This window comes from Streptomyces cacaoi, assembly GCF_006539165.1.
Lineage (GTDB): Bacteria > Actinomycetota > Actinomycetes > Streptomycetales > Streptomycetaceae > Streptomyces > Streptomyces cacaoi.
Genome location: NZ_BJMM01000006.1, coordinates 185,535 through 206,854, shown reverse-complemented (window position 1 = coordinate 206,854; position 21,320 = coordinate 185,535). Strand labels below are relative to the sequence as shown.

Here is a 21,320-nt window from a genome sequence, read left to right as displayed (position 1 = left end):
GTCAGGCTGTCGTGGGTACGGGTTCCGGTGCGGTGGCGCGCCGTTCGGTGGAGCGCGCGAGTGCGGCGACGCACGCGGCGGTGACCAGCAGCAGGAGCACGTAGAAGCCGACCACCGGCCAGATGGATCCGCCGGCCGTCAGCAGGGCCTGGCACGCCAGCGGGGTCGTACCGCCGATGAGGGTCGAACACAGCTGGTAGGAGAGGGAGATGCCGGTGTAGCGCACGCGCGAGGGGAAGGCGCGGGCGAGGAAGCCGGCCAGGACCGCGTAGTACCCGGAGCCGCTGACGATCGTGAGCGCCACACCGCAGAAGACGAGCAGCGGCCGGGTGGTGCTGATCAGATGGAAGGCCGGGAAAGCCAGAACGACGTTGGCGAGCAGCGAGCACACCATGAACCGCATCTCGCCGACCCGTTCGGATATCAGCGCGGCGAACGGCTGCCACAGGAACTGAAGCGCCGAGGTGCCGAGCAGTACGTACAGCATCGTCTGCCGGGCCATGTGCAGGTCGTTGGTGGTCCAGGAGAGGACGAACGTGTTGGTGAAGTAGGCGGCGGAGATGCCCATGATCGAGGCGCCGAGCCCGAGGAGCACGACTCGCCACGCGGTGCGCAGGACCTCGACGACGGGCAGCTTGGCCACCTCCCCACGGTCCTTGACCCGCTCGAAGTCGTCCGGCTCCTCGACCTTGAGACGGATGAGCAGGCCGACCACCACCAGCAGCCCCGACAGCAGGAACGGCACGCGCCAGCCCCAGGAGAGGAACGCCGCGTCGTCCAGGGTTCCCGCGGCCAGGAAGACCAGCGTGCCGAGGATCGACCCGGCCGGTGAACCCTGCTGCACCAGCATCGCGAAGAGGGAACCTCTCCCCTTCGGTGCGCTCTCCGACGCCATGAGGACCGCGCCGCCCCATTCGCCGCCGACGGCGATGCCCTGGACGGCGCGCAGCAGCGCCAGCAGGAGCGGTGCGGCGAGCCCGATCTGCGCGTGGGTGGGCAGCACGCCGACGAGGAACGTGGCGATACCCATCATCAGCAGCGTGGTGACCAGGGTGCCCTTGCGGCCCATGCGGTCGCCGAAGTGGCCGAAGACGATCCCGCCGAGCGGCCGGGCGAGGAAGCCGACCCAGAACGTGGCGAAGGAGGCGAGCACTCCGGCGGCCGGTGACACGTCGGGGAAGAACAGCTTGCCGAAGACCAGCGCGGACGCCGTGCCGTAGATGAAGAAGTCGTACCACTCGATGGTGGTGCCGACGAACGAGCCGATACCCGCCCGGCGGGCCTGGCGCGAGGCGCGGGGCCGCCCGGGTGGCGCGGGGCGTTCCGTGGCTGCGGGATACGGGGAGTTCATGGGGCCTCCGGCGGGAGCGGAACTTCCGGCGAGCGGGCGGCGGTCGGGCGTGCCGGGCCGGCGTCTCGCCGCAGGCGCCGGGCAGGGACGGAAAGGGGAGTGGGAGAGAAGGTGCAGGAGAGGGGAACGCGAGCCGGCTGCCGGCTGGACAACCACAGTTTGAATTCGGCCACCCATGCCGTCTAATACTTGGTTGCTACGGGTTCCATGCCTCCGAGGCATGGCACGGCACGCCGCACCCGTTCAGGAGGCGCCCGGGAGGCCGTCATGGAACTGCGAGTGCTGCGCTACTTCCTCGCCGTCGCCGAAGCCGAGTCGGTGACCGCGGCGGCCCGCCGGATCCCCCTCGCACAGCCGTCCCTCTCCCGTCAACTGAGCGCGCTGGAGAAGGAGTTGGGCGTCACCCTGTTCTCACGCGGCGCCGGTTCCCTGACGCTCAACGCCGCGGGCCGCCGCTTCCGGCCTCTCGCCCAGGACCTGGTGCGCCGCGCGGAGCAGGCCGCCGAGACGATGGCGGCCATGGGCCGGGGCGAGGAGGCCGCGCTCGCCGTGGTCGCCGCCGCCCCCACCGTCGCCTGCCTGCTGGCCCCGTTCATGGCGGAGGGCGGCACCGGCGGGCCCGCCCTCCGCGACGCCCTCCAGGAGGAGCCGAGCAAGGTCTTCGACACGCTGGTCCACAGCGACGCCGACTTCGGCGTCTCCACCACTCCGGCCCCGGCCCCGCTGGAGTCCGCGTTCCTGGGCCGCACTCCGGTCCTCGCCCAGGTGCCGCCCTCGCACCCCTGGGCCGGACGTACGTCGATCACGCTCGCGGAGCTGGTCACCGAGCCGCTGATCGTGATGACCCGCTCGCACATGGCCCGGCTGGTCGTCGACGAGGCCGTCAGCGCGGCGGACCTCACCCCGGCCGACGTCACCGAGAGCGGCTCCTCCGCCTTCGCGCAGGCCCTGGCCGCACGCGGCCGAGGGGTCTGTCTGGTCACCGACACCACCCGCTTCGATCTGCGCGCGCTCGTCGTCCACGCGCCCGAGGGGCCGCTCACCGTGCCCCTGTACGCGGGGTGGGACCCCTCCCACTACGCCGACTCCGCCATCCGCGCCCTGGTGGACGGCCTGCGCACCCACCTCGACGCCCGCCTGGAGCAGTTCCCCGGGCTGTGAGCCCGCGCCCCGGTCCGCACCGTCTCCCCGCGCGTCAAGGCCCCTCCCGCAACGGGCACTTGGGGCCCGCCCCCCCGGGGGCGGGCCCGGGCGGGCGGCCGGGTCGTCACTCACCCGTGGCGCGCAGCCTTCTCTCCGGGCCGAAGGGAGCCGGGCCACAGATAGGTGTCCTCGGGGACGCCCTCACTCCTCGCCCAGGCGTGGAAGAAACCTTCCAGGTCCTGTCCGGACACCTGTTGAACGAGCTTCTCCATCGCGGACCATTCGGGGGCCTTGCCCGCGAACCGGGCGGGCCACTGCTTCAGCACCTTCTCGAACGCCGCGTCGCCGATCTGCCGCCGCAGCGCGTGCACCATGAACGGCCCCCTGCCGTAGACGCCCTCGCCCTCGGAGAGCTTCCCCCGCCAGAACTCCTCGTCGTCCTTCCTCTTCTCGATCTCCCGCCGGTACTTCGCGTCCAGGTCCTGCCCTTCGCTGAACTCCGACCACATCCACTGGGCGTACGTCGCGAAGCACTCGCTCAGACACAGATCCCGGCTCTCCCCCTCCTCCACCAGCCGTCCGTACCACTGGTGCGTCAACTCGTGTGCGACGACCGAGGAGTCGAAGTACTTCTCACTCTCCGCGTTCGGGAATATCACCGCACCCTGGCCCGCGAAGTTCGGAGCCGTGTCGTCCACGGAGTCGAGGAAGAAGCTCACCAGCGTGTCGTACGGGTACGCCCCGAACTTCCCCGCGAGAAATTCCATGATTTCCTCTTGCCGACCTGCGTACTTCTCGAACTCGTCCTTCCTGCCCGCGCTGTAGACGGTGGTCAGCGGCGTCCCGTCGCCGAGTACCGTCCGCTCGACGTCCCATTTCCCGACGCCGAGAATCGCCGCATCGGCGGGCAGCGGCTCCGTGGACCTCCAGCGGAACGTGGACCGGTCACCGCGCTGCCGCGCCGGCTCCTCCCGGCCGCTCGACACGGCGGTCCAGCCGTCCGGAACCGTCGCCGCCAGCCGGAAGCCCGCCTTGTCCTCCGGATCGTCGTTCCCGGGGAACCAGGTGCCCACCGGGGTCAGCACCGTGACGACACTTCCGTCCTCGCTCTCGACCCAACTCGGGTTGTCCTTGCCCGGATAGCCGTCGTAGCGGACCCGGACGCGGAATTCCGAGCCCTTCTCGATCGTCTCCCGAGGTACGACGGTGATACCTCCGTCGTCGGATCGTGTGACGCTCTTCGCGGGACTGCCGTCGATCTCGACCGAGCGGGCGGTCAGCGCCAGGTCCATACCGAATTCCGGGAGATCCTCGGTCGCTTCCGCCACGACCTCGGTATCGCCTCGCAGCCGCGCGGACCCGGGCTCATAGTCGACCTTCACGTCGTAGTCGGCCACGTCGTAGGCCCGGCTGCCGCCGTCGGCGGGGCCGGTCACGGACGCTGAGGCCGTGGGTGCGAACGCCGTGCCCGTACCGCACACCATCCCGGCCAGCGCCAGCCAGACACCGAGGACGGCGCCGCCACGACCGGCCCGGCCCACGGTGCCGGACATCCGCACGCCCGTCCTGCCGCTCGCACGTCCCGTGCTCTCCGTACTCCTCATGCGTTCCACGCTCCTCGTCCGTCCCGCCGTCGGACCGGCTCGGGGCCAGGCGCGGCCGTGCTGCCGGTGGGGTTGGCTGTCATGGCCGGCACGCTAGCCAGGCGGTGTGAGCGTTCCATGACGGCTGTATCCGCATCGCATGAGCGCGCTCACGGTTGTGGACGCAGTACGGCCGGTGGCAGGCGACCGAGGTACCTGCCGCCGGACGAGGCGACAGCTCTCCACGCCCGGGGCGCCCACTGCACGCGAGCCGCTCCAGACCCCTGCCGCGTGCCCGACCCTCGTCCCTGAGCGCCGGGCACCGGTGCCGTCCGGTCAGGAGGTCGCGGAGGCCCCTCCGTGGGCGTGGTCGGTGGTCCGGCCGGGCCCGAACCAGCCGCGGACGAGCGCGATCAGGGAGGGTCCTCCGCGGAAGCACCACAGGGCGATGACCGGGTCGCAGAGGGCACAGGCCATGGACGAGTCGTGGTAGAAGGGCAGGATCGGATTGCCCTTCAGGTGGTGCACCAGATCCCACGCGGTGTGGAGCAGCCAGCCGATGCCGATGAACGTCCAGGAATCCAGGCCGCGGTAGGCGACGTAGGTCATCAACGCCACGGCGGGAAGCTCCCACACGCCGAAGCCTCCCCCGCTCAGATAGGCGGCGCCGGCTCCGCCCACCATGACCGCGTGGAAACGGCGCCGCTGCGGCTCACGGATCAGGGACGTCAACAGGCAGTAGATGATGCCGACGAACACGGGCGAGACGTATTGCATGAGGGGGCGACTCCTTCTGTCGGTGTGGGCCGCGGCTTCTGTCGGGTGGGGGCCGCAGCGTCGAGGGCGCGGCGCATCGTGCCGGGGAACGGCCTGCGGCACCGGGCCCGGTAGGCATGCCGGGCGCGAGGGTGGTGGCGGGACGTCCGCGGACGGGAGGGCGTGGTCGCACCGTCGCCGACGGCCGCCTCCGACAGCGGCCTCGGCCGCATCGGCGCGGCGACGGCCTGCTTCAGCTGATCCGGCGGCGGGGTGCCGTCGAGAGCCACTCCCCCGCCGGCTCCCCGGGCGCCGCCGGTCCGCGCGGCGTTCGGCCGGGACCGGTTCGCGTGCACGATCCGGCAGACGCACGCCCATCCGCCGTTCACTGGCGGGGAGTTCCTCGGAAGAGCCTCACGGCCGGGCCGAGGCCGGGTCCGGCCCCTGCGGCTCCGTGGCGGCTCACCGAGGGCGGCCGGTCACCTCACGGCATCTCCCGGTGACAGGCGGACACGCGCGACGCGCTGCCGAGGCACGGTTGTCCATCGCCCGGTGAGGGCACGGACACCGGGCCGGTCGAAACCGTCGAGCGGGACAACCTGGGTGGGCATGGGACGTTCCTTCGGATCGCTTTCTCTCCGCCACGCCGAAGTCAACCTTCTGCCGTTCCGGCCGCCCAGTGGCAACAGCGACAGCTTTCCACGGGAAAACGTCAGGAGCCCGCGGTAGCTCGGCAACTGCGAGGTCGGTGGCCGTGGCCCGCCGCCTCGCCGGCTCGCGGACCGAGGGTCGGAGCGGCGCGCCCCGGGCTCGCGGCCGTCAGTCCACAGGCCCCCGGCCGTCGGCGACGGAGTCGGCAGGCTGGCGGCCGAGCACCGGACGCCCCCGCCGCAGCGGCCTTCGCGCGGCAGCCGAGCGGACGGAGCGGGGCGGTCGGGGCCCGCGCTCGCGGGAGAGGGATGATGGGACGCATGGACGAGCACCGCGAAACCGTCACTCCCTTCGCCCCGCAGGCAGACCCGGCCGCCTTGGCCGACCTGCGCGCCCGGTTGCACGCGACCCGCTGGCCGGACGCGCCCGAGGGCGCGGCCTGGTCCCTGGGAACCGACCTGGAGTACCTGCGTGAACTGGTCGCCTACTGGGCGGACGGGTTCGACTGGCCCGCGCAGGAGAAGAGCCTCGCGCGCCTGCCTCGCTTCCGTACGACGGTCGGCGGGCTCGGGATCCACTTCGTGCACGTACGCGCGGCGGCGCCGTCGCGGAGGGCCGTGCCGCTGGTGCTCTGCCACGGCTGGCCCGACTCGTTCTGGCGCTACACCAAGGTCGTCGACCTGCTCACGAACCCCGGCGCGTACGGCGGGGATCCGGACGACGCATTCGATGTGGTCGTCCCCGACATGCCCGGCTACGGCTACTCCGACATCCCGGCCGGAGCTCCGCTCGACTCCCGCGACGTGGCCGGGCTGTGGGCGGAGTTGATGAGCCGGCTCGGCTACGCGACGTACGGCACGGCCGGCGGCGACATCGGCAGCCACGTCAGCCGCTACCTCGCACTCGACCACCCCGACCGTGTGGTGGGCGTGCACCGTATGGACGGCGGTTTGCCCGTGTACAGCGGCGATCCGGCGGACCTGACCGAGGAGGAGCGCGCCTGGATCCGGGACGCCCAGAGCTGGGGCGGGGAGGAGGGCGCATACGGGGCGATGCACCGCACCAAGCCGCAGACAGCGGCGTTCGGGCTCACCGACTCACCGGTCGGGCTCGCCGCATGGATCGTGGAGAAGCTCCGCGCCTGGAGCGACTGCGGCGGCGACATCGAGAGCGTCTACAGCAAGGACGAGATCCTCACCAACGTGACGCTGTACTGGCTGACCGGCACCATCGGCTCCTCCATGCGCATGTACCACGCGAACGCCGCGCTCGACCCGGCCCAGCGCACCCGCTACGTCGAGACACCGTCCGGGTTCTCGATCTTCCAGGGCGACATCGTGCGCCCGCCGCGGGCATGGCTGGAGCGGACCGCGAACATGACGTACATGAGCGAGCCCGAGCGCGGCGGCCACTTCGCCCCGTTCGAACAACCGGAACGCTACGCGGAGGAACTGCGCGCCTTCTTCCGCCCGCTGCGCGGCTGACGCGGGGCGTCAGGGACGGTCCGGTGGTGCCCCTGCTCGTCCGTGTGCTTGCGGGTTCCGAGTGGGTGCGCCCGCGCCGGGGCGGCGCCAGGAGCGGGCCTTGCCGAGGGGGACCAGCACTGCTGCCGCGGCCACCAGGAGCGTCAGGAGCAGCAGGGCGCCGACGCCGGCCCAGGCCGCTGTGGCGTCCACCCCCTCGGGGCGCGGGTCGGTGCGGTAGGTGTCCTGCGCGCCTGCCGCGCGCGGGCGGGACGCGGGGTTCTCGGTGGCGGAGACGGCGGAGGCGGCGCCCACCGGGTCCAGGCGTCCGGGCGTGCCGGAGGGGGCTGAACCGCCTTGCTCGGCGGGGATGTTGTGTGCGGTCTCCTCGTCCTCCGGGAGGGAGGTGGTCAGCAGGCGGTGCTGTACGGCGTCGGCCGTGAGCTGTGGGGAGCGGGAGAGGACGACGGCCGCTGCCCCGGCTGTGAAGGCGGCGGCGACCGTGTCCCCGCTGCTGGTGAAGTGGCCTCCGCCGGGCCCGACTCCGATGACGGCCGCGCCCGGGGCCAGCAGGGCGGTGCCCTCGGGCAGGGTGGAGCCGTCGTTGCCGGTGCGGGGGTGCACACGACCGTCGGTGTCGACCGCGGCGACGCTCAGCACGCCCTTGCCTCCCGCCGGGTGCGCGGGGCCGCCGTGGGTGCCCGGCAGCCGTGCGGGGGCGACCACCAGGGCGTTCTTCTTCCCGGCGTGGGCGACGGCGTCCCTGAGAGCGGAGCTGTCACGGCGGGCGGGCGCGCCGATCAGCACGACCCGGGCGCCGTCGTCGACGGCTCGGCGTATCTGTGCGGCAAGGGCGGCGGCGGAGGTGGTGCCGCTGTGCGCGGTCACCTTGTGGGCGGCGATCCGGGCCTCGGGGGCGACTCCGGCGAAGCCGCTGCCGTCCTTCTCGCCTGCGGCGACCAGCCCGGCGAGGAAGGTGCCGTGCGCGGCGCAGTCCTTCCCCTCGGCACCTGTGACGCGGCCTTGCAGTTGTGTCACGCCGTCGGTGGTCAGCCCGCTGTCGAGCACGGCCACGGTGACGCCGGAGCCGGTACCCAGGGGGTGCAGTTCGGACAGGCCGAGCCGGTGTGCGGCCCAGGGGGTCTGCCGGATGGTGCGGCGGGCGGGCTTCACACACTGGGAGCTGTCCGGCAGCGCCTCGGGGACCTGCGGCAGGACGGGGCCGCCGGCGGCGGGGCGGGCCGCGGCGTGTGCGGCGGGCTGTGCGCCGGCGGTCAGGAGCAGCGCCAGTGTGCAGCACAGCGTCAGGGCCATGGCGCGGGCCACGGTGAACGGGCCCGGCGCGGTGGGGAGTTCGGGGCGCTGGGCGGTGCGGTTGCCGGGGTGTTCGGTGCCGACGGGGTGGGGGCCGTCGCCCTGGGCCGGGCGTTCCGCGTGGCCCGCGTCCGCGCCGTCGCCGCCCGGTTCGACGCCCGCGCCGTGACCGGGCCCACCGGTGTCCCCGGCGCGGACGCGGCGGAGGCCGTCGCCGTGCGCGAAGCTGCCCGCGTGGCCCGGGCCGGGACCGTCGCTGCCGGGTGTGTGGCCGTCGCACCGGTCGAGGCGTCCGGCGGGGCCCAGTCGGAGGTCGTCGCCGTGGCCCCGTGGGAATCCGGCGTGGACGGCGGGCACGGGCGGCGAGGTGCTGTGCCGTCCGGCCCGGCGGGAGGCTGCGCTCACGCCTCCTCCTCTTCCTCTTCGTCCGCGTCCGCTGCGTCCCGCTCGGGGCGGTCCGCCTCCGGCTCGGGGGCGGGTGCGCCGCTGCTGCCCGTCCGCACGGGTGCGGGCGGCCCGGGGACGCGGGGGCCGGGCGACCCGACCTCCGGTGTGCCGGTGCGTGAGGCCCCGGTGTGGGCGCCCGAGGCGGACCCGCCCGCGGGGCCGTCCGAGGCGGACCCGCCCGAGGAGTCGTCCGCGGCAGGGCCGCCCGGGGAGCCGCCCGCGTCGGGGCCGGGCGAGGAGCCGTCCGGCGCGGACCCGCCCGAGGAGGCGTCCGAGGAGGCGTCCGGGGCGGGAGCGAACGGCACAGGACTGTTCGGGCCGTCCGGGCCGTCCGGGGAGTCGTCGGAGCCGGGTTCGGCCTCCCCCTGCGGGGCCGAGGGGGTGCGGAGAGCTGTCTGGACCTGGAATCTGTGGCGGCGGGAGAGCCAGAGGCCGCGCCCTGGTGGGAGGGTGCGGGGTTTGATGTCGCCGAAGAGCATGCCTTCGCCGGGTGGGCAGGACAGCAGGAGCCGGGTTGCGCCTGCTTCGCCGAGGCGGCGCAGGACGGGGTCGCTCATGGCGCGGCCGATGCCTCCGGCGGCGCGGGCCAGTACGAGGTGGAAGCCGATTTCGGCGCCCTGGCCGAGGAGGTCGAGGAGGGGCTCCAGCGGGGAGCGGGCGCCGAAGCCGCTGCCGCCGATGAGGTCGTAGTCGTCGACGAGGAGGAAGAGTTGGGGTCCGGTCCACCAGTCGTGCCGGCGCAGCCGGTCGGGGCTGATGTCGGGTCCGGGCAGCCGGGGTTTGAGTGCGGTGACGGCGTTGGTGACCATTTCCGCCGCCGCGTCCGGGGAGACGGCGTAGTCGAGGCGGTAGTCGGCGGGTACCGCGTCGTACAGCTCGCGCCGTGGGTCGACGAAGGCGAACTGGGCGGCGTCGCTGCCGTGGGTGCGGACGACGGCGTCGGTGACGAGGCGCAGCAGGTTGGTCTTGCCGCTCTCGGTGTCGCCGACGGCCAGCAGGTGGGGCGAGGTGTCGAAGTCGTGGTGGAAGGGTTCGACGCGGGTCTCTTCGAGGCCGAGCGGTATGGACCGGCCCCGCGGGGCGGGCAGTTCGGCGGCGGGGACGGTGGCGGGCAGCATCCGCACGGCGGGGGCGCCGGGGCGCGCGCCCCAGGCGTCGCGTATGCGGGCGGTGAGTTCCTGGGTGCGCTCGGCGAGGGGGGCGGCGGCCGTCCCCTCGTCGGCGAGGAGGGGCAGTGCCGTCAGGAAGTGGAAGCCGTCCTCGGTGAGGCCGCGGCCGGGTGCGCGGGGGACCTCCTTGGCGGTGCGCATGTCGACGACGGAGTCGACGGGGTCGCCGAGGCGCAGTTCGAAGCGGGTGCCGAGCTGGTCGCGGAGCGCGGGCTGGATCTCGGCCCAGCGGGTGGAGGCGATGACGAGGTGGATGCCGTAGTTGAGGCCGCGGGTGGCGGTGTGGACGAGGGTTTCGGCCAGGTCGAAGAAGTCCTGGCGCATGGTGGACCAGCCGTCGACGACGAGGAACAGGTCGCCGTAGGGGTCGTCGGTGAATTCGCCGGCCGCGCGACGCCGCCGGTAGTCGGCCATGCTGTCCACGCCGTGTGCGGCGAAGCTCTCCTCGCGCCGGGTGAGCAGGGTCGTGACCTCGGCGACCGTCCTGGTGACGCGTTCGGTCTGGAGCCGTCCGCTGACGGTTCCCACGTGCGGCAGCCGGCTGAGGCGGCCGAGGGTGCCGCCGCCGAAGTCGAGGCAGTGGAACTGGACCTCGCGCGGGGTGTGACCGACGGCGAGCGCGGTGATCAGGGTGGCCATGAGGGTGGATTTGCCGCTCTGCGGGCCGCCGGCGATGCCGATGTGCCCGCCGGATCCGGCGAGTTCGGCGGTCAGCGGGTCGCGCCGCTGTTCGAAGGGGCGGTCGATGATGCCGACCGGGACGTGGAGTTCTCCGGTCCGGTCGGCGGCCCGGCGGTAGGCGGCGGCCGGGTCGGCGGCGTGCGGGAGGAGTGTGTCGAGGGCGGGTGGTGTGTCCAGCGGCGGCAGCCAGATGCGGTGTGCGGGGGCGCCGCCGGCGGCCCGGATCCGGGTCCGTGCGGTCTCCAGCAGGCTGTCTGGCTCCGTCTCGTCCTGTTCCTGCGGGTCGGGCTCGGGTGGGCGCAGCGGGCCGGGCGGGGCGACGTAGCCGGCGTGGTAGGGGACGACGGCGCCGGTTCCGGGCCCGGCGGCGGGGCGGGCGCGGCGCTGTGCCCGGTAGGCGCCGGAGACGTAGGCGGCCTTGAACCGTGTGAGGGTGGCGGTGTCGCTGCGCAGGTAGCCGTTGCCGGGTGCGGGCGGCAGCTGGTGTGCGTCGGGGACGCCGAGGACGCCGCGGGATTCCATGGCGGAGAAGGTGCGCAGTCCGACGCGGTAGGACAGGTGCGACTCCAGCTGGTGGACGCGTCCCTCGTCGAGCCGCTGCGAGGCCAGCAGCAGGTGCACGCCGAGGGAGCGGCCGAGCCGGCCGATCATGATGAACAGGTCCATGAACCCGGGGTGGGCGGCGAGGAGTTCGCTGAATTCGTCGACGATGACGACCAGTGAGGGCAGGGGTGCGAGGGCGGCGCCGGCGAGGCGGGCGCGTTCGTAGTCGAGCGCCGAGGTGTAGTTGCCGGCGGCGCGCAGCAGTTCCTGGCGGCGGATCAGTTCTCCGTGCACGGCGTCGTGCATGCGGGTGACGAGGGCGGCCTCGTCGGCGAGGTTGGTGATGACGGCGGAGGTGTGCGGCAGGTCGTCGAGGCCGAGGAAGGTGGCGCCGCCCTTGAAGTCGACGAGGACGAAGTTGAGCATCTCCGAGGAGTGGGTGAGGGCGAGCGCGGTGACGAGGGTGCGCAGCAGTTCGCTCTTGCCGGAGCCGGTGGCGCCGATGAGCATGCCGTGCGGGCCCATGCCGCTGTAGGCGGACTCCTTGAGGTCGAGTTCGACGGGTGAGCCGTCGGCGGCGATGCCGACGGGGACGCGCAGCCGGTCGCGTTCGCCGGGGCCGCGGCCCTCGCGGAGCCGGTGGAGTTCGTGGGTGTGGAGGTCGGAGATGCCCAGCAGGGTCGTCAACTGGAAGTCGGTCTCCAGCGGTTCGGCGATCTCGGTGGTCACGCTCATCCGGTAGGGGGCGAGCATGCGGGCCAGTGCGAGGGCGCGGACCGGTGAGAGGGCGTCGGCGGCGCCGAGCCTGCTGCGGGTCTCGCGTCCGTTGCGGTCGGTGCCGACGACTTCCACGGTGCCGTTGTGCACGGCGAGTTCGAGGGTGTGCGGGCTGTCGTCGAGCGGGAGGCAGCCGGTGATGTCGAGGACGACGCAGTTGCGGTAGCCACCGCCGCCGAGCCGGTCGTCGGTGGTGGTCTCGACGCCGTCGAGGACGACGACGGTGAAGGGTTCGTCCTTGCCGGGGGTGGCCTGCGGGTCGAAGCAGGCGCGGGCGGCGAACTCGTCGCCGAGCAGTTCGGCCAGTTCGCGCGGGGTGTCGGTCACCATGCGGCGTGGCCCGGCGCCGTCGGTCTCGCTGGGGTGCAGGGCGTGCGGCAGCCATTTCACCCAGTCCCAGGCGGGCAGGGTCCGGGGGGCGGCGAGGACGGCGACGCGGAGTTCCTCGGGGGCGTGCAGGACGACGAGTTGGGCCAGCAGGGCGCGGACCATGGCGCGTGCTTCGGCCGTGCCGGGGTCCTCGGGTTCGTCGGGGCGTGCCGGTCCGGAGCGGCCGAGCCGCAGCCGGGCGTATCCGCGCAGGTGGACGGCTATGGGCTGGTCGGCGACGGAGGTGTAGGCGCGGACGAAACGGCGCAGCGCGTGGGCGGAGAGCGGTTCCAGGTCCTCGACGGGTTTGGTCTGGAGGGGGGCGACGCGCAGGGCGAGGCGCTGGTCCCCGACGGCGAGGCGGACCTCGGCGAAGTCGTCGTGGGTGGTGCGGCGTTCCCACAGCCGGGAGGTGCGGACGAGGGACCAGAGGGCGGCGGGGTCGGGGTTGCGCCAGGCGTGTGCGTCGCGCTGCCGTACGACGGCTTCGCGGACGCGTCGGCGGTGCTGGGACAGGTAGCGCAGGTAGTCACGCCGGTCGCCGCTGAGCCGCTGTTTGCGTTCCTCGGCGGTGCGCACCAGTTGGCCGATGAGCATGGCCAGGGTGCTGACCAGCATCATGCCGCCGACGAGGTAGGTGAACACTCCGCTACCGCCGGGGCGCAGGAAGATCAATACCATGCCGGTCGAGGCGATGGCCATCGGCAGGTAGGTGAAGAGTGCCGAGATGCTGCTCTGCCGCTCGGGCAGCGCGGGCGGTTCCTGGAGTTCCAGGGAGCCGCTGGGCGCCTCGGGGCCCGGCCGACGTGACGGGCGACGGAACAGGACCAGGCTCACTCACACGTTCCTTTCACAGTTCGGTCAAGTCCCGATCACGGTCGGGCATTTGCGGGCCGGATGCGGCAGGATACGGAACCGCATGGTCCGGCACAGGGGGCTCCGGTCTTCTCCGGGCGTCGGGCACCCCTTGACGCACGCCCCGAAGCGCAGAGACTTAACATTGCCATGGCCCTGCGAACTCGACAGTTCTCATCGATCATTGCCACATTCTCACATCACCGATTGCAGTTAACAGAAACTCTGTTAAGTTGCCCAGCGGCCGAACAACCGACGTCGACGGGCTTCTTGGAGCGCGAGGTGCTGGGAGAGTGAAGAACGCGTGAGCAACGGCATCCTCACCGACCAGTGCCAGGTCGTCGTCCGGGCACCGGAGTGCTGCTTCGAGGTCAGCCTGCCCACCGATGTGCCACTGGCCGAACTGCTGCCCTCGCTCGTCTCGCTGGCCGGGGCCGACGAGGGGGCCCGTGCGGGGTGCACCGGGCCGCACGACGGCGCCCTCGACGAACAGGGGCTCGACCACGGCGGGTTCGTCCTCCAGCGCCTCGGACACCCGGCGCTGGACGAGGACCTCACCCCCGCCGCCCTCGGTCTGCGCACCGGCGAGACGCTCCACCTGCGGCCCCGCCGCGAGCAGTTGCCGCCCGTGCACTACGACGACCTCGTGGACGGGGTGGCCTCCGGGCTGCGCGAGCGCACACCCCGGTGGGGCCCCATCGGAACCCGGCGGCTCGCGCTCGGCTTCGGTGCGGCCGTGCTGCTCGCCGGCCTCGTCCCGCTCGCCGTCGCCGGGCCCCGGCCGCTGTCCGTCCTCGCCCCCGCGGTCGTCGCCGCCCTGCTGCTGCTCGCGGCCGTCGCGGCCTCCCGGGCCCTCGGCGACGGCGGTGCCGGCACCCTGCTCGGCCTGCTCGCCCTGCCCTGCCTCTTCCTCACCGGCTGGGGCCTTCCCGCCGGCGGCCCGGATCCCCAACTGCTGGGCGCGCGGCTGCTGTCGGGCGCGGCGGCCGGAGCCGGAGCGAGCGTGCTGGCCCTCGCCGCCGCGGCCACCGCCGCACCGGTCTTCTGCGGCACGCTGCTGCTGTGCCTGTTCGCCGCGGGCCACGGCGCGCTCACGCTCGCGTTCGGCATGCCGCCCGCCGAGGCCGCCGCGCCGGTCGCGGCCGTCGCCGTGCTGTTCGGCATGAGCGTCCCCGTGCTCTCCTTCCGGCTCGCCGGGATGCGGCTGCCTCCGCTGCCGACCGACGCGCAGGAACTCCAGGAAGGCATCGACCCCGTCGCCTCCCAGGACGTCCTCGAACGCGGCGCCCTGGCCGAGCACTTCATGACGGCGCTCTACACCGCGACGGGCCTGGTCTGCGCCGGCTGCCTGACCGCGCTGGCCACCGGCGACGGACTGCTGCCGCGCCTCCTCGTACCGGTGCTGGGGCTGCTGCTCGTCCTGCACGCCCGCGGCGCCTCCGGGGTCCGCCAGCGCCTCCCGATCGTGCTGCCCGGCTGCTACGGCCTGCTGCTTCCGCTGCTGGGAGCCGCCCGGGGCGACGGTGGCGGCCACGCCCTCGTCGTGCTGCTGATCGCGCTGGCCGCCGCGGCGGCCCTGATCGTCGCCGGTCTCACCCTGCCCGGACGGCGGCTGACGCCCTACTGGGGCCGCGCCGCCGATCTGGCGCACTCGGCCTGCGCGATCGCGCTGCTGCCGCTGGTCCTGTTCGACATCGGCGTACTGCCCGCACTGCGCGGGCTGTTCAGCGGCTGACCCGCACGGCCGGGGGCCGTGCCGGGGCACGGCACAGCGCACAGGTGGCAGTGGCGGAGACCAGCGGGAGAGAGAAGGCATGCAGTCCAGGCGGGACCAGGTACAGGCGTACTCCTTCGTGGTGGGACGGCTGACCAGCGGGATGCTCGGCGGGAACCCGGACGCCGTGGACACCCCCGCGACCCGGACCCGGCGCGGTGCTGTCGTCTCGGCCGTGCTCTCCGTCCTGCTGTGCCTCGGCTTCCTCGTCTACGGGCTGCTGGTGCCGGGAGGTTCGGACGCCTGGCGCGAACCGGGCGCCATCATCGTCGAGAAGGAGACCGGAGCCCGCTTCCTGTACTCCGGCGGCAGCCTGCGGCCGGTGCTCAACTACACCTCGGCGAAGCTGGCGACGGGAGCCGCGGGCACGGTGACCGAGGTGTCAGCGAAGGACCTGTCCGGGACGGCGCGCGGCACCCCCATCGGCATCCCCGGCGTCCCCGACTCGCTGCCCGCGGCCGACGCCCTGCGCGGCGACCCCTGGCAGGTGTGCGCCACCTCCCGCGCCACGGACGACGGGAAGCGGGCCCCGGTCACCTCCGTCGGCGTCGCCGTCAGCGCCCGTGCGCAGAAGGTGCCGGCGGGCGGCGCCGTCCTGGCCGAGGGGCCGCACGGGAAGCGCGAGCAGTACCTGCTGTGGCGGGGCAAGCGGCTGCGGCTGCCCGAGCGGGGCGGCGCACGCCAGGCCCTGGGCTTCGGCACCGTGGACCCGGTGCGGGTCGACAGCGCCTTCCTGTCCGCCGTACCGGCCGGTCCCGACGTGCGCGCCCCCGAGGTGCCCGCACGCGGCGACCAGGGCCCGGAGCTGGCCGGGAAGCGGCGGCGCGTCGGTGAGCTGTTCGCCGTGCGCTCCTCCGGGTCGGCAGGCCAGCACTACGTGCTCGGCAAGGACGGCCTCGTCCCCCTCACCCCGGTCGGCTACCAGCTGCTGCGCGCCGACCCGGGCACGCGCGAGAAGGCGTACGGCGGCGAGCGGCCCACGGCGACCGTGCTCGACGCGGACGAGACACAGGCACATCTGGCCGACCGGGGCGAGGGTCCGCGCACCGGCGGGCTGCCGACCCGTCCGCCGCGGCCGGTGCAGCCCGGCTCCGGCTCGGCGACGTGCCTGCGCATCGCCCCGCACGGGCACCGCCCGCAGCAGACGTTCACGCTCGCGCCCCGCCGGTACGCCGGCGGCAGCCCGCTCGTGGAGCGCGCCCACACCACGCTCGGCTGCCCCCGTCCGGGACTGCTGTCGGCCCGGCCCGGCGGCGGGGTGCTGGCCGCGCCGCTCTCCGGCGGACGGCACGCCACCACCGGCGCCCCCTTCCTGATCACCGGCGACGGCACCAAGTATCCGCTGGCCGCACGGAAGGTGAGCGATGCGCTCGGATACGGCGGCGCGTCCGCCGTCCCGCTGCCCGCTGCCGTGCTCCGGTTGCTGCCGACGGGGCCCCGGCTCGATCCGGCGGCAGCGGCCCGGCCGCCCCGGTCCGCCGACAGCGCCTCCGCCGACAGTGCTTCCGGGGACAGAGCTTCCGGGGACGGCGCTTCCGGCGACGAGCGGTGCGCCGACGACGGCGCCCGCCCGGCCGGCGGGATCCAGGGCCCGGCAGCCGGCTCCGGCGCACCTGACCGGACCCGCGCCGCACCAGGACGGGGACCGGCACCGGAACCGGCACCGGCATCGGAACCAGGCCCGGCATCGGCGCCGGTCCGAGCACCTGCACGAAGCGCCGGTACCACCGGCTGACCGGCACCCGTCCGGGGCGGCCGACGACGAACCAGCCGACGCCGGGGGCAGGCCCCGGCACCGCAGAGGGAGGAAGCGCCATGGCAGAGCGGATGCGCAGTACCGAGCACGGCCTCAACGTGGCCAAGCAGGCGATCGAGAACGCCTACGACGGCGTGGACAACGTGGTCCGCAGCGTCTTCCAGAGCCGGAACCAGCTGGCGAGCGCCTGGACCGGGCAGGCCGCGGCCGGCTTCGACGGGGCCATCGCCGCGTGGATCGAGAAGGTCGACAAGCTGAAGACGGAGATGGAGGAGATGGGCCTCAAACTGCACGCCACCCGGAACGAGTTCGAGGCGCTGGAGGACGAGCAGAGCCGCAAGGCCGTGCAGTGGGCCGACGCCATGTCCGGCAACCGGTCCAGCTGAGCGGCACGGCACACACCCCGGCACCGTACACACCGCGCCATCCCGATTCAGGAGGTACGCCATGTCCGTCGACTTCGAGGCCCGTCAGGGGCCCATGGGCGAGGTCCAGCAGATGCTCATCCGGCAGACGGAGGAGATCGAACGCCAACTGTCCGAGCTCCAGCGGCAGGTGCGCACGGTCGTCGACGAGCTGGCCGGTGACACCATCGCCGCCTACGACGACGCCCACCACCGGTGGGTGCAGCAGGTCGAGGGCATGCGGCAGATGCTGCACGCCGGGCACACGACGCTCAAGGACGTCGGGCTCAACTACGAGGAGACGGACCGGTCGGAGAGCGCGCGCTGGCTGAGCACGACCGCGGGCAGCAGGTAGTCCGGCCGGCGCGCCGGGACTCACCGGGAGCCGGCATCCGGCACCGGCCGGGGCGGCGGCCGCCGACGTGCGCGGCCTCCGCCCGTCCGGTCACCGTCCAGGGCCCGCCCTCCCTGCGCGCGGTCCGTCTTCGGTGCACATGGCCCGCCGGGTCACCATCCGCCGCCCGTCCGGTCACCGCTCGCGGGTCCGGCCGGTACCGGCGCACTTCCGACTCCGGGTCCCGACTCCCCGCCCCTCCCCCGCGTCCTTCCCGTCCACGACGCCCCGACCGCCCACCACTCCCCTGTGTCCTCAACTTCCCCCATCCTCCCCGTCCTTCCGCAGGAGGCGGCATGGCCGAGCACGACACCATCAGGTTCACCAAGCGCACCCTGGAGGAGTACCGCGACAACGAGCTGCGCCGGCTGGAGGACGCCGCGCAGGCCGCCGAGCTGGATCTGTCCGGCTACCAGGGAGCGGACGCGCTCAAGGCGGGCGCCGACACGTACCAGCCCGCCCTGCATCTACAGAACAACATCAAGCTCGCCGGGGACGCGCTGACGCAGGAGCTGAAGGTCGCCTACGCCCTGTTCCGGAAGATGGGCCTGATGATGTCCGCGACCAGCGCGGTGATGAGCGCCGTCGAGGACGACAACGCGCAGCTGACCAACCAGCAGCTCCAGGCCGTCCTCGGACCGGCGTTCGCGGCGGCCGACGCCGCCGGTCTCGACAGCGCACAGTCGGGCGGCGGGGACGGCGGGGGCGGCGTCACCAACGGCACAGGCGGGACAAGCAACCCGGGCAGCACGCAGTCCACCGCCGACAAGGACACGACGACGGGGCCGGGGACCACGGACGCCTGACCCGTGCCGGCTGGCCGTCCGACGGCGGACCCCCGACAGGCGGAGAGGCGCACAGCGGACGGCGGAGCAGGACACGGCAGGCGGCGAAGGGCACTGCGGCGGACGGCAGATGAGCGCGCCGAGGGCGGAGCCCGCGCGCGGCAGCGGAGCGGAACACGAGAGCAGGAGGCACGGTGGCCGACCCCACGACCTGGGACACCCTGGTCAACTCCTTCGTCAGCCGGAGCCAGAGCGACAGCGCGGAGGCCGGGCGGATCCCGTCGGCCGAGGACGTGATGAAGCCGCGGTGGACCCGCGCCTACTGGAACTACATCCACACCTCGACGCCGTTCGAGCCGATGGCCCGCTTCTACTACGCGGACGGCAAGGGCTTCAACCGTCAGGCCGGTATCGCGCTGCTCGACGAGGACAAGAGCCTGGACGCCGACGACAGCCCCTGGCCCCGGTTCAACATGGGCAGCTACCGCACGCTGGCCGCGCTCTCCGGCCCGGGCACCGACGTGGCCTCGCTGCCCAGCTTCGACGACGCCGAGCGGCAGTTCTCGGCCGCCCTGCGGTACTTCGACAACTACCGCATCGGCATCGAGCAGTGGCTCCAGCGCATGGACGAGCCGGAGGCGGGCTGGAAGGGCAGCGCCTCGGCCTCGTTCGCGGATGTCATGCGGCGGATCGCCAACGGCTTCCAGCAGATCCTCGACGTCACGGGCGGCCCCTCCGGCGACACCGGCTACCTCGGGGCGATCGCGAACTCCCGCGCGGCGCTGCGCGCGGCCGTCGAGTCGATGTGGCAGGCGTACGACGCCTGGCAGCAGCACCCGGACTGGGCTCCGGCCGCCGCGTTGCAGAACTATCTGGCGCACGTCCACACCACCAACGGCAGCGACGGCGCGTGGACGGTCGGCGACACCGCACAGCTGGTGCACGACACCGACGGCACCCTCGGCTACGTCGATCAGCAGAGCACCTGGGATCTGCTGGAACTCAGGGTGAAGGAGCGGTGGCACCAGGCCGTCGTCGACTCCCTCGACAGCGTCGTCGCCGGTGTCCACCAGCCGCTGCGGAGCGCCTACCGGGAATCCGCGCTCGCTCTCGATCCGGTGCCCAAGAGCATCGAGGAAGCGCTCGCGTACGGCGGCTACTCCGGCACCGCGGCCGGCCGCCCGCCGGGCAGCACCGACGGGCCGCTCACGGACCCGTCCGGCACCGGCCCGGGAGACCTGCCCGCTGATGTCCCCGGCCTCGGCGACGGCACCGGCGATCCGTCCGGCGGCACCGGCGAGGGCCCGCTGCCCGGACAGACCGGCGACGGCCAACTCCCCGGCGGCCCGGGAGACGTCGACGGCGGGCTCGGTGACGGCACCACGGGCGAGGGCACGGGCCCGGGCGCCGGCGACGGTCTGCCCGAGGGGCTCGGTGAGGCGCCGGCCCCCGGCCGGACCGACCCGGGCGAAGGACCGGGCGCCGGCAGCCTCGGCCTGTCCGACCCCGGCGGCGAACTCGGCGACACGGGCGAACTCGGCGGCGGCGCCGGCGACTTCGGCACCGGTGACCTGCCCGCACCCGGCTCCACCGACTTCGACGAGAGCGGCGGCCCCGAGCCGGGCACCACCGACACGGCTCCGCTGCCGTACGGCGGTTACGGCGGGCTCGCGGGCAGCCGCGGCCCCCTCGGCGGCGGCAGCGGCCACGGCCTCGGCCGCGGCACCGACCAGGACCGGCTGCACCAGAACCTGGACGGCCCGGACGACTGGGCCGAGCCGGGAAGCACCGACGTGGACGACGATCCGCTGCGCTGGTACGAGCCGGACGGCGAGCGCGGAACGTCGGACCGGGACCTGCCGGGCCGCACGGACGAGAGCGTCTGGGAGCCGGGCACGTTGCAGGACTACACACCGCCGCCGCTCTCCTCCGGCGCCGCCGGCAGTGGCAGCGGCCCCGGCGCATGGGCCGGCGAAGGCACCGGCGTGGGCGGCGGACGGACCTGGTCCGGGGGCGCCGGCCTCGACGGCGGGGCGGGGGCCGACGCCGCCGGCGCCCCCGGCAGCACGGGCGCGCCCGGCCATCCGGCCACGTCCTCGGCGGGCGGCTCCGGGAACGGCGGGGTGCCGCTGTTCCCGCCGATGGCCGGCGGCGGCGCGGGAGCGGGCGGCGGCGACCAGAACAAGGAGCGGGAGCGCAGCACGTGGCTCGCGGAGGACGAGGAGGTCTGGGGTACCGACCCCGACCTGGCACCGGCCGTACTGGGACGGCCGGGCCGCGACGAGGACAGGAGGGAACGTCGTGACAGGCAGCCCGTTGCAGGCCCGTATGGAGGCCGACCTGGCGCGGTTGCAGGAGGCGCGGGAGCAGGCCAGGGCGGCACGCGAGAGCCTGGACGGGATCAGCGCCACGGCTACGGCCAGGGACCGGCTGCTCAGCGTCACGGTTGACGCCCGCGGCATCGTCCAGGACGTCCGGTTCCACACCACCCGGTACCGCTCGATGGCCGCCGCCGAACTCTCCGCCGCCGTGCTGGAGACCATCGGCCGCGCCCAGGAAGAGGCCGCGGAGGAGATGCGGTCGGCGCTGGCACCCGTCATGCCGGACGGCATCGACCTCGACGCGGCGGTCGAGGGCCACTCCCGGCACGACGAGATGCTCGACGCCTTCGTCCGCGGCTGTCTGCCCGGCCAGCAGGACGCGACGGCCGACTGACCAGCACGCCGGCCCCGCCCGCCCGCGGCGGGGAGGCGCACCGACCGAAAGGAGCAGCACGTGGCTTCGGACTACATGGCGGCCGACACCGACGGCATGTCCCGCAACGGCGCCAAGTACCGCGAACTGGCCGACAGCGCCGCCCGTCTCGTCGCACACCACAGCTCCGCCACCGACGCGCTAGGCACGCCCTGGGGGCAGGGCGACGACATGGCCCGGGCGTTCGCGGAGATCTACCACCCGGCGCAGGAGCGCTTCCACGGCCTGCTGGAGAATCTCCGGACCGCCTTCCAGCAGTCCACGGACACCATCCTCACCACCGCCGATGTCCTGGCCAGGACCGAGCAGGACAACGCCGCCGCCACCCGGCGGCTGCACGGAGGCCGCTGA

At 73.7% G+C, this 21,320-nt stretch carries 15 protein-coding genes; 10 read left to right on the top strand and 5 right to left on the bottom strand.

Translation table 11 applies throughout. From position 1 onward, the window contains the following. Position 1: 1 nt before the first annotated feature. The gene (locus SCA03_RS08430; protein ID WP_086816233.1) at positions 2-1,351 is read right to left on the bottom strand and encodes an MFS transporter; all 1,350 of its coding nucleotides are present in this window, start codon (positions 1,349-1,351) and stop codon (positions 2-4) included. 267 nt (positions 1,352-1,618) lie between these two features. On the opposite strand from SCA03_RS08430, the gene SCA03_RS08425 reads away from it, so the two are divergent. Continuing rightward, the gene (locus SCA03_RS08425; RefSeq protein WP_086816236.1) at positions 1,619-2,512 is read left to right on the top strand and encodes a LysR family transcriptional regulator; all 894 of its coding nucleotides are present in this window, start codon (positions 1,619-1,621) and stop codon (positions 2,510-2,512) included. Positions 2,513-2,622: 110 nt separating this feature from the next. Here SCA03_RS08425 and SCA03_RS08420 read toward each other — a convergent pair whose 3' ends face one another. Next, positions 2,623-4,098 carry a M1 family metallopeptidase gene (locus SCA03_RS08420; RefSeq protein WP_086816238.1) on the bottom strand — a complete coding sequence of 492 codons (1,476 nt, stop codon included), beginning with the start codon at positions 4,096-4,098 and terminating at the stop codon, positions 2,623-2,625. A gap of 315 nt (positions 4,099-4,413) precedes the next feature. Further along, complete coding sequence (locus SCA03_RS08415) at positions 4,414-4,854, bottom strand: DUF6010 family protein (RefSeq protein WP_030873966.1); 441 nt, start codon at positions 4,852-4,854, stop codon at positions 4,414-4,416. Between the two features lie 950 nt (positions 4,855-5,804). Here SCA03_RS08415 and SCA03_RS08410 point away from each other — a divergent pair. Then, a complete protein-coding gene (locus SCA03_RS08410; protein ID WP_086816244.1) occupies positions 5,805-6,968 on the top strand; it encodes an epoxide hydrolase family protein in 1,164 nt (387 codons plus the stop codon). Between the two features lie 9 nt (positions 6,969-6,977). Here the strand turns inward: SCA03_RS08410 and SCA03_RS08405 are convergent, their stop codons facing one another. Together SCA03_RS08405 and eccCa are read right to left on the bottom strand one after the other, a co-directional pair. After that, positions 6,978-8,666 (bottom strand): S8 family serine peptidase, encoded by a 1,689-nt coding sequence (locus SCA03_RS08405; RefSeq protein ID WP_086816240.1) that lies wholly within the window; start codon positions 8,664-8,666, stop codon positions 6,978-6,980. Beyond that, complete coding sequence (gene eccCa / locus SCA03_RS08400; protein WP_230988541.1) at positions 8,663-13,084, bottom strand: type VII secretion protein EccCa; 4,422 nt, start codon at positions 13,082-13,084, stop codon at positions 8,663-8,665. Before eccCa ends, SCA03_RS08405 begins: the two co-directional genes overlap by 4 nt. A gap of 322 nt (positions 13,085-13,406) precedes the next feature. Here eccCa and eccD point away from each other — a divergent pair, with 322 nt between their 5' ends. The 8 genes from eccD (at position 13,407) to SCA03_RS08360 (ending at position 21,320) form a co-directional block, all read left to right on the top strand. Continuing rightward, positions 13,407-14,837, top strand: a complete 1,431-nt coding sequence (gene eccD / locus SCA03_RS08395) for a type VII secretion integral membrane protein EccD (protein WP_086816260.1) — start codon at positions 13,407-13,409, stop codon at positions 14,835-14,837. Between the two features lie 79 nt (positions 14,838-14,916). Continuing rightward, the gene (gene eccB / locus SCA03_RS08390) at positions 14,917-16,611 is read left to right on the top strand and encodes a type VII secretion protein EccB (protein WP_086816262.1); all 1,695 of its coding nucleotides are present in this window, start codon (positions 14,917-14,919) and stop codon (positions 16,609-16,611) included. A gap of 80 nt (positions 16,612-16,691) precedes the next feature. Continuing rightward, a complete protein-coding gene (locus tag SCA03_RS08385; RefSeq protein ID WP_030883821.1) occupies positions 16,692-17,018 on the top strand; it encodes a WXG100 family type VII secretion target in 327 nt (108 codons plus the stop codon). Positions 17,019-17,079: 61 nt separating this feature from the next. Next, positions 17,080-17,391 carry a WXG100 family type VII secretion target gene (locus SCA03_RS08380; RefSeq protein WP_030873979.1) on the top strand — a complete coding sequence of 104 codons (312 nt, stop codon included), beginning with the start codon at positions 17,080-17,082 and terminating at the stop codon, positions 17,389-17,391. 335 nt (positions 17,392-17,726) lie between these two features. Beyond that, the gene (locus SCA03_RS08375; protein ID WP_141275285.1) at positions 17,727-18,236 is read left to right on the top strand and encodes a hypothetical protein; all 510 of its coding nucleotides are present in this window, start codon (positions 17,727-17,729) and stop codon (positions 18,234-18,236) included. 173 nt (positions 18,237-18,409) lie between these two features. Beyond that, on the top strand, positions 18,410-20,665 hold the full coding sequence (locus tag SCA03_RS36000) for a hypothetical protein (RefSeq protein ID WP_230988540.1): 2,256 nt from the start codon (positions 18,410-18,412) through the stop codon (positions 20,663-20,665). Beyond that, positions 20,565-20,930 carry a YbaB/EbfC family nucleoid-associated protein gene (locus tag SCA03_RS08365; RefSeq protein WP_230988556.1) on the top strand — a complete coding sequence of 122 codons (366 nt, stop codon included), beginning with the start codon at positions 20,565-20,567 and terminating at the stop codon, positions 20,928-20,930. The genes SCA03_RS36000 and SCA03_RS08365 overlap by 101 nt, the downstream gene beginning before the upstream one ends. Positions 20,931-20,990: 60 nt before the next feature. Beyond that, complete coding sequence (locus tag SCA03_RS08360; RefSeq protein WP_037848982.1) at positions 20,991-21,320, top strand: hypothetical protein; 330 nt, start codon at positions 20,991-20,993, stop codon at positions 21,318-21,320.

Coding starts and splice junctions, on each gene's coding strand:
- SCA03_RS08420 (WP_086816238.1), bottom strand. CDS start 4,098: ATGAGGAGTACGGAGAGCACGGGACGTGCGAGCGGCAGGACGGGCGTG.
- SCA03_RS08385 (WP_030883821.1), top strand. CDS start 16,692: ATGGCAGAGCGGATGCGCAGTACCGAGCACGGCCTCAACGTGGCCAAG.
- SCA03_RS08425 (WP_086816236.1), top strand. CDS start 1,619: ATGGAACTGCGAGTGCTGCGCTACTTCCTCGCCGTCGCCGAAGCCGAG.
- SCA03_RS08430 (WP_086816233.1), bottom strand. CDS start 1,351: ATGAACTCCCCGTATCCCGCAGCCACGGAACGCCCCGCGCCACCCGGG.
- SCA03_RS08375 (WP_141275285.1), top strand. CDS start 17,727: ATGGCCGAGCACGACACCATCAGGTTCACCAAGCGCACCCTGGAGGAG.
- SCA03_RS08380 (WP_030873979.1), top strand. CDS start 17,080: ATGTCCGTCGACTTCGAGGCCCGTCAGGGGCCCATGGGCGAGGTCCAG.
- SCA03_RS08410 (WP_086816244.1), top strand. CDS start 5,805: ATGGACGAGCACCGCGAAACCGTCACTCCCTTCGCCCCGCAGGCAGAC.
- SCA03_RS08415 (WP_030873966.1), bottom strand. CDS start 4,854: ATGCAATACGTCTCGCCCGTGTTCGTCGGCATCATCTACTGCCTGTTG.
- eccB (WP_086816262.1), top strand. CDS start 14,917: ATGCAGTCCAGGCGGGACCAGGTACAGGCGTACTCCTTCGTGGTGGGA.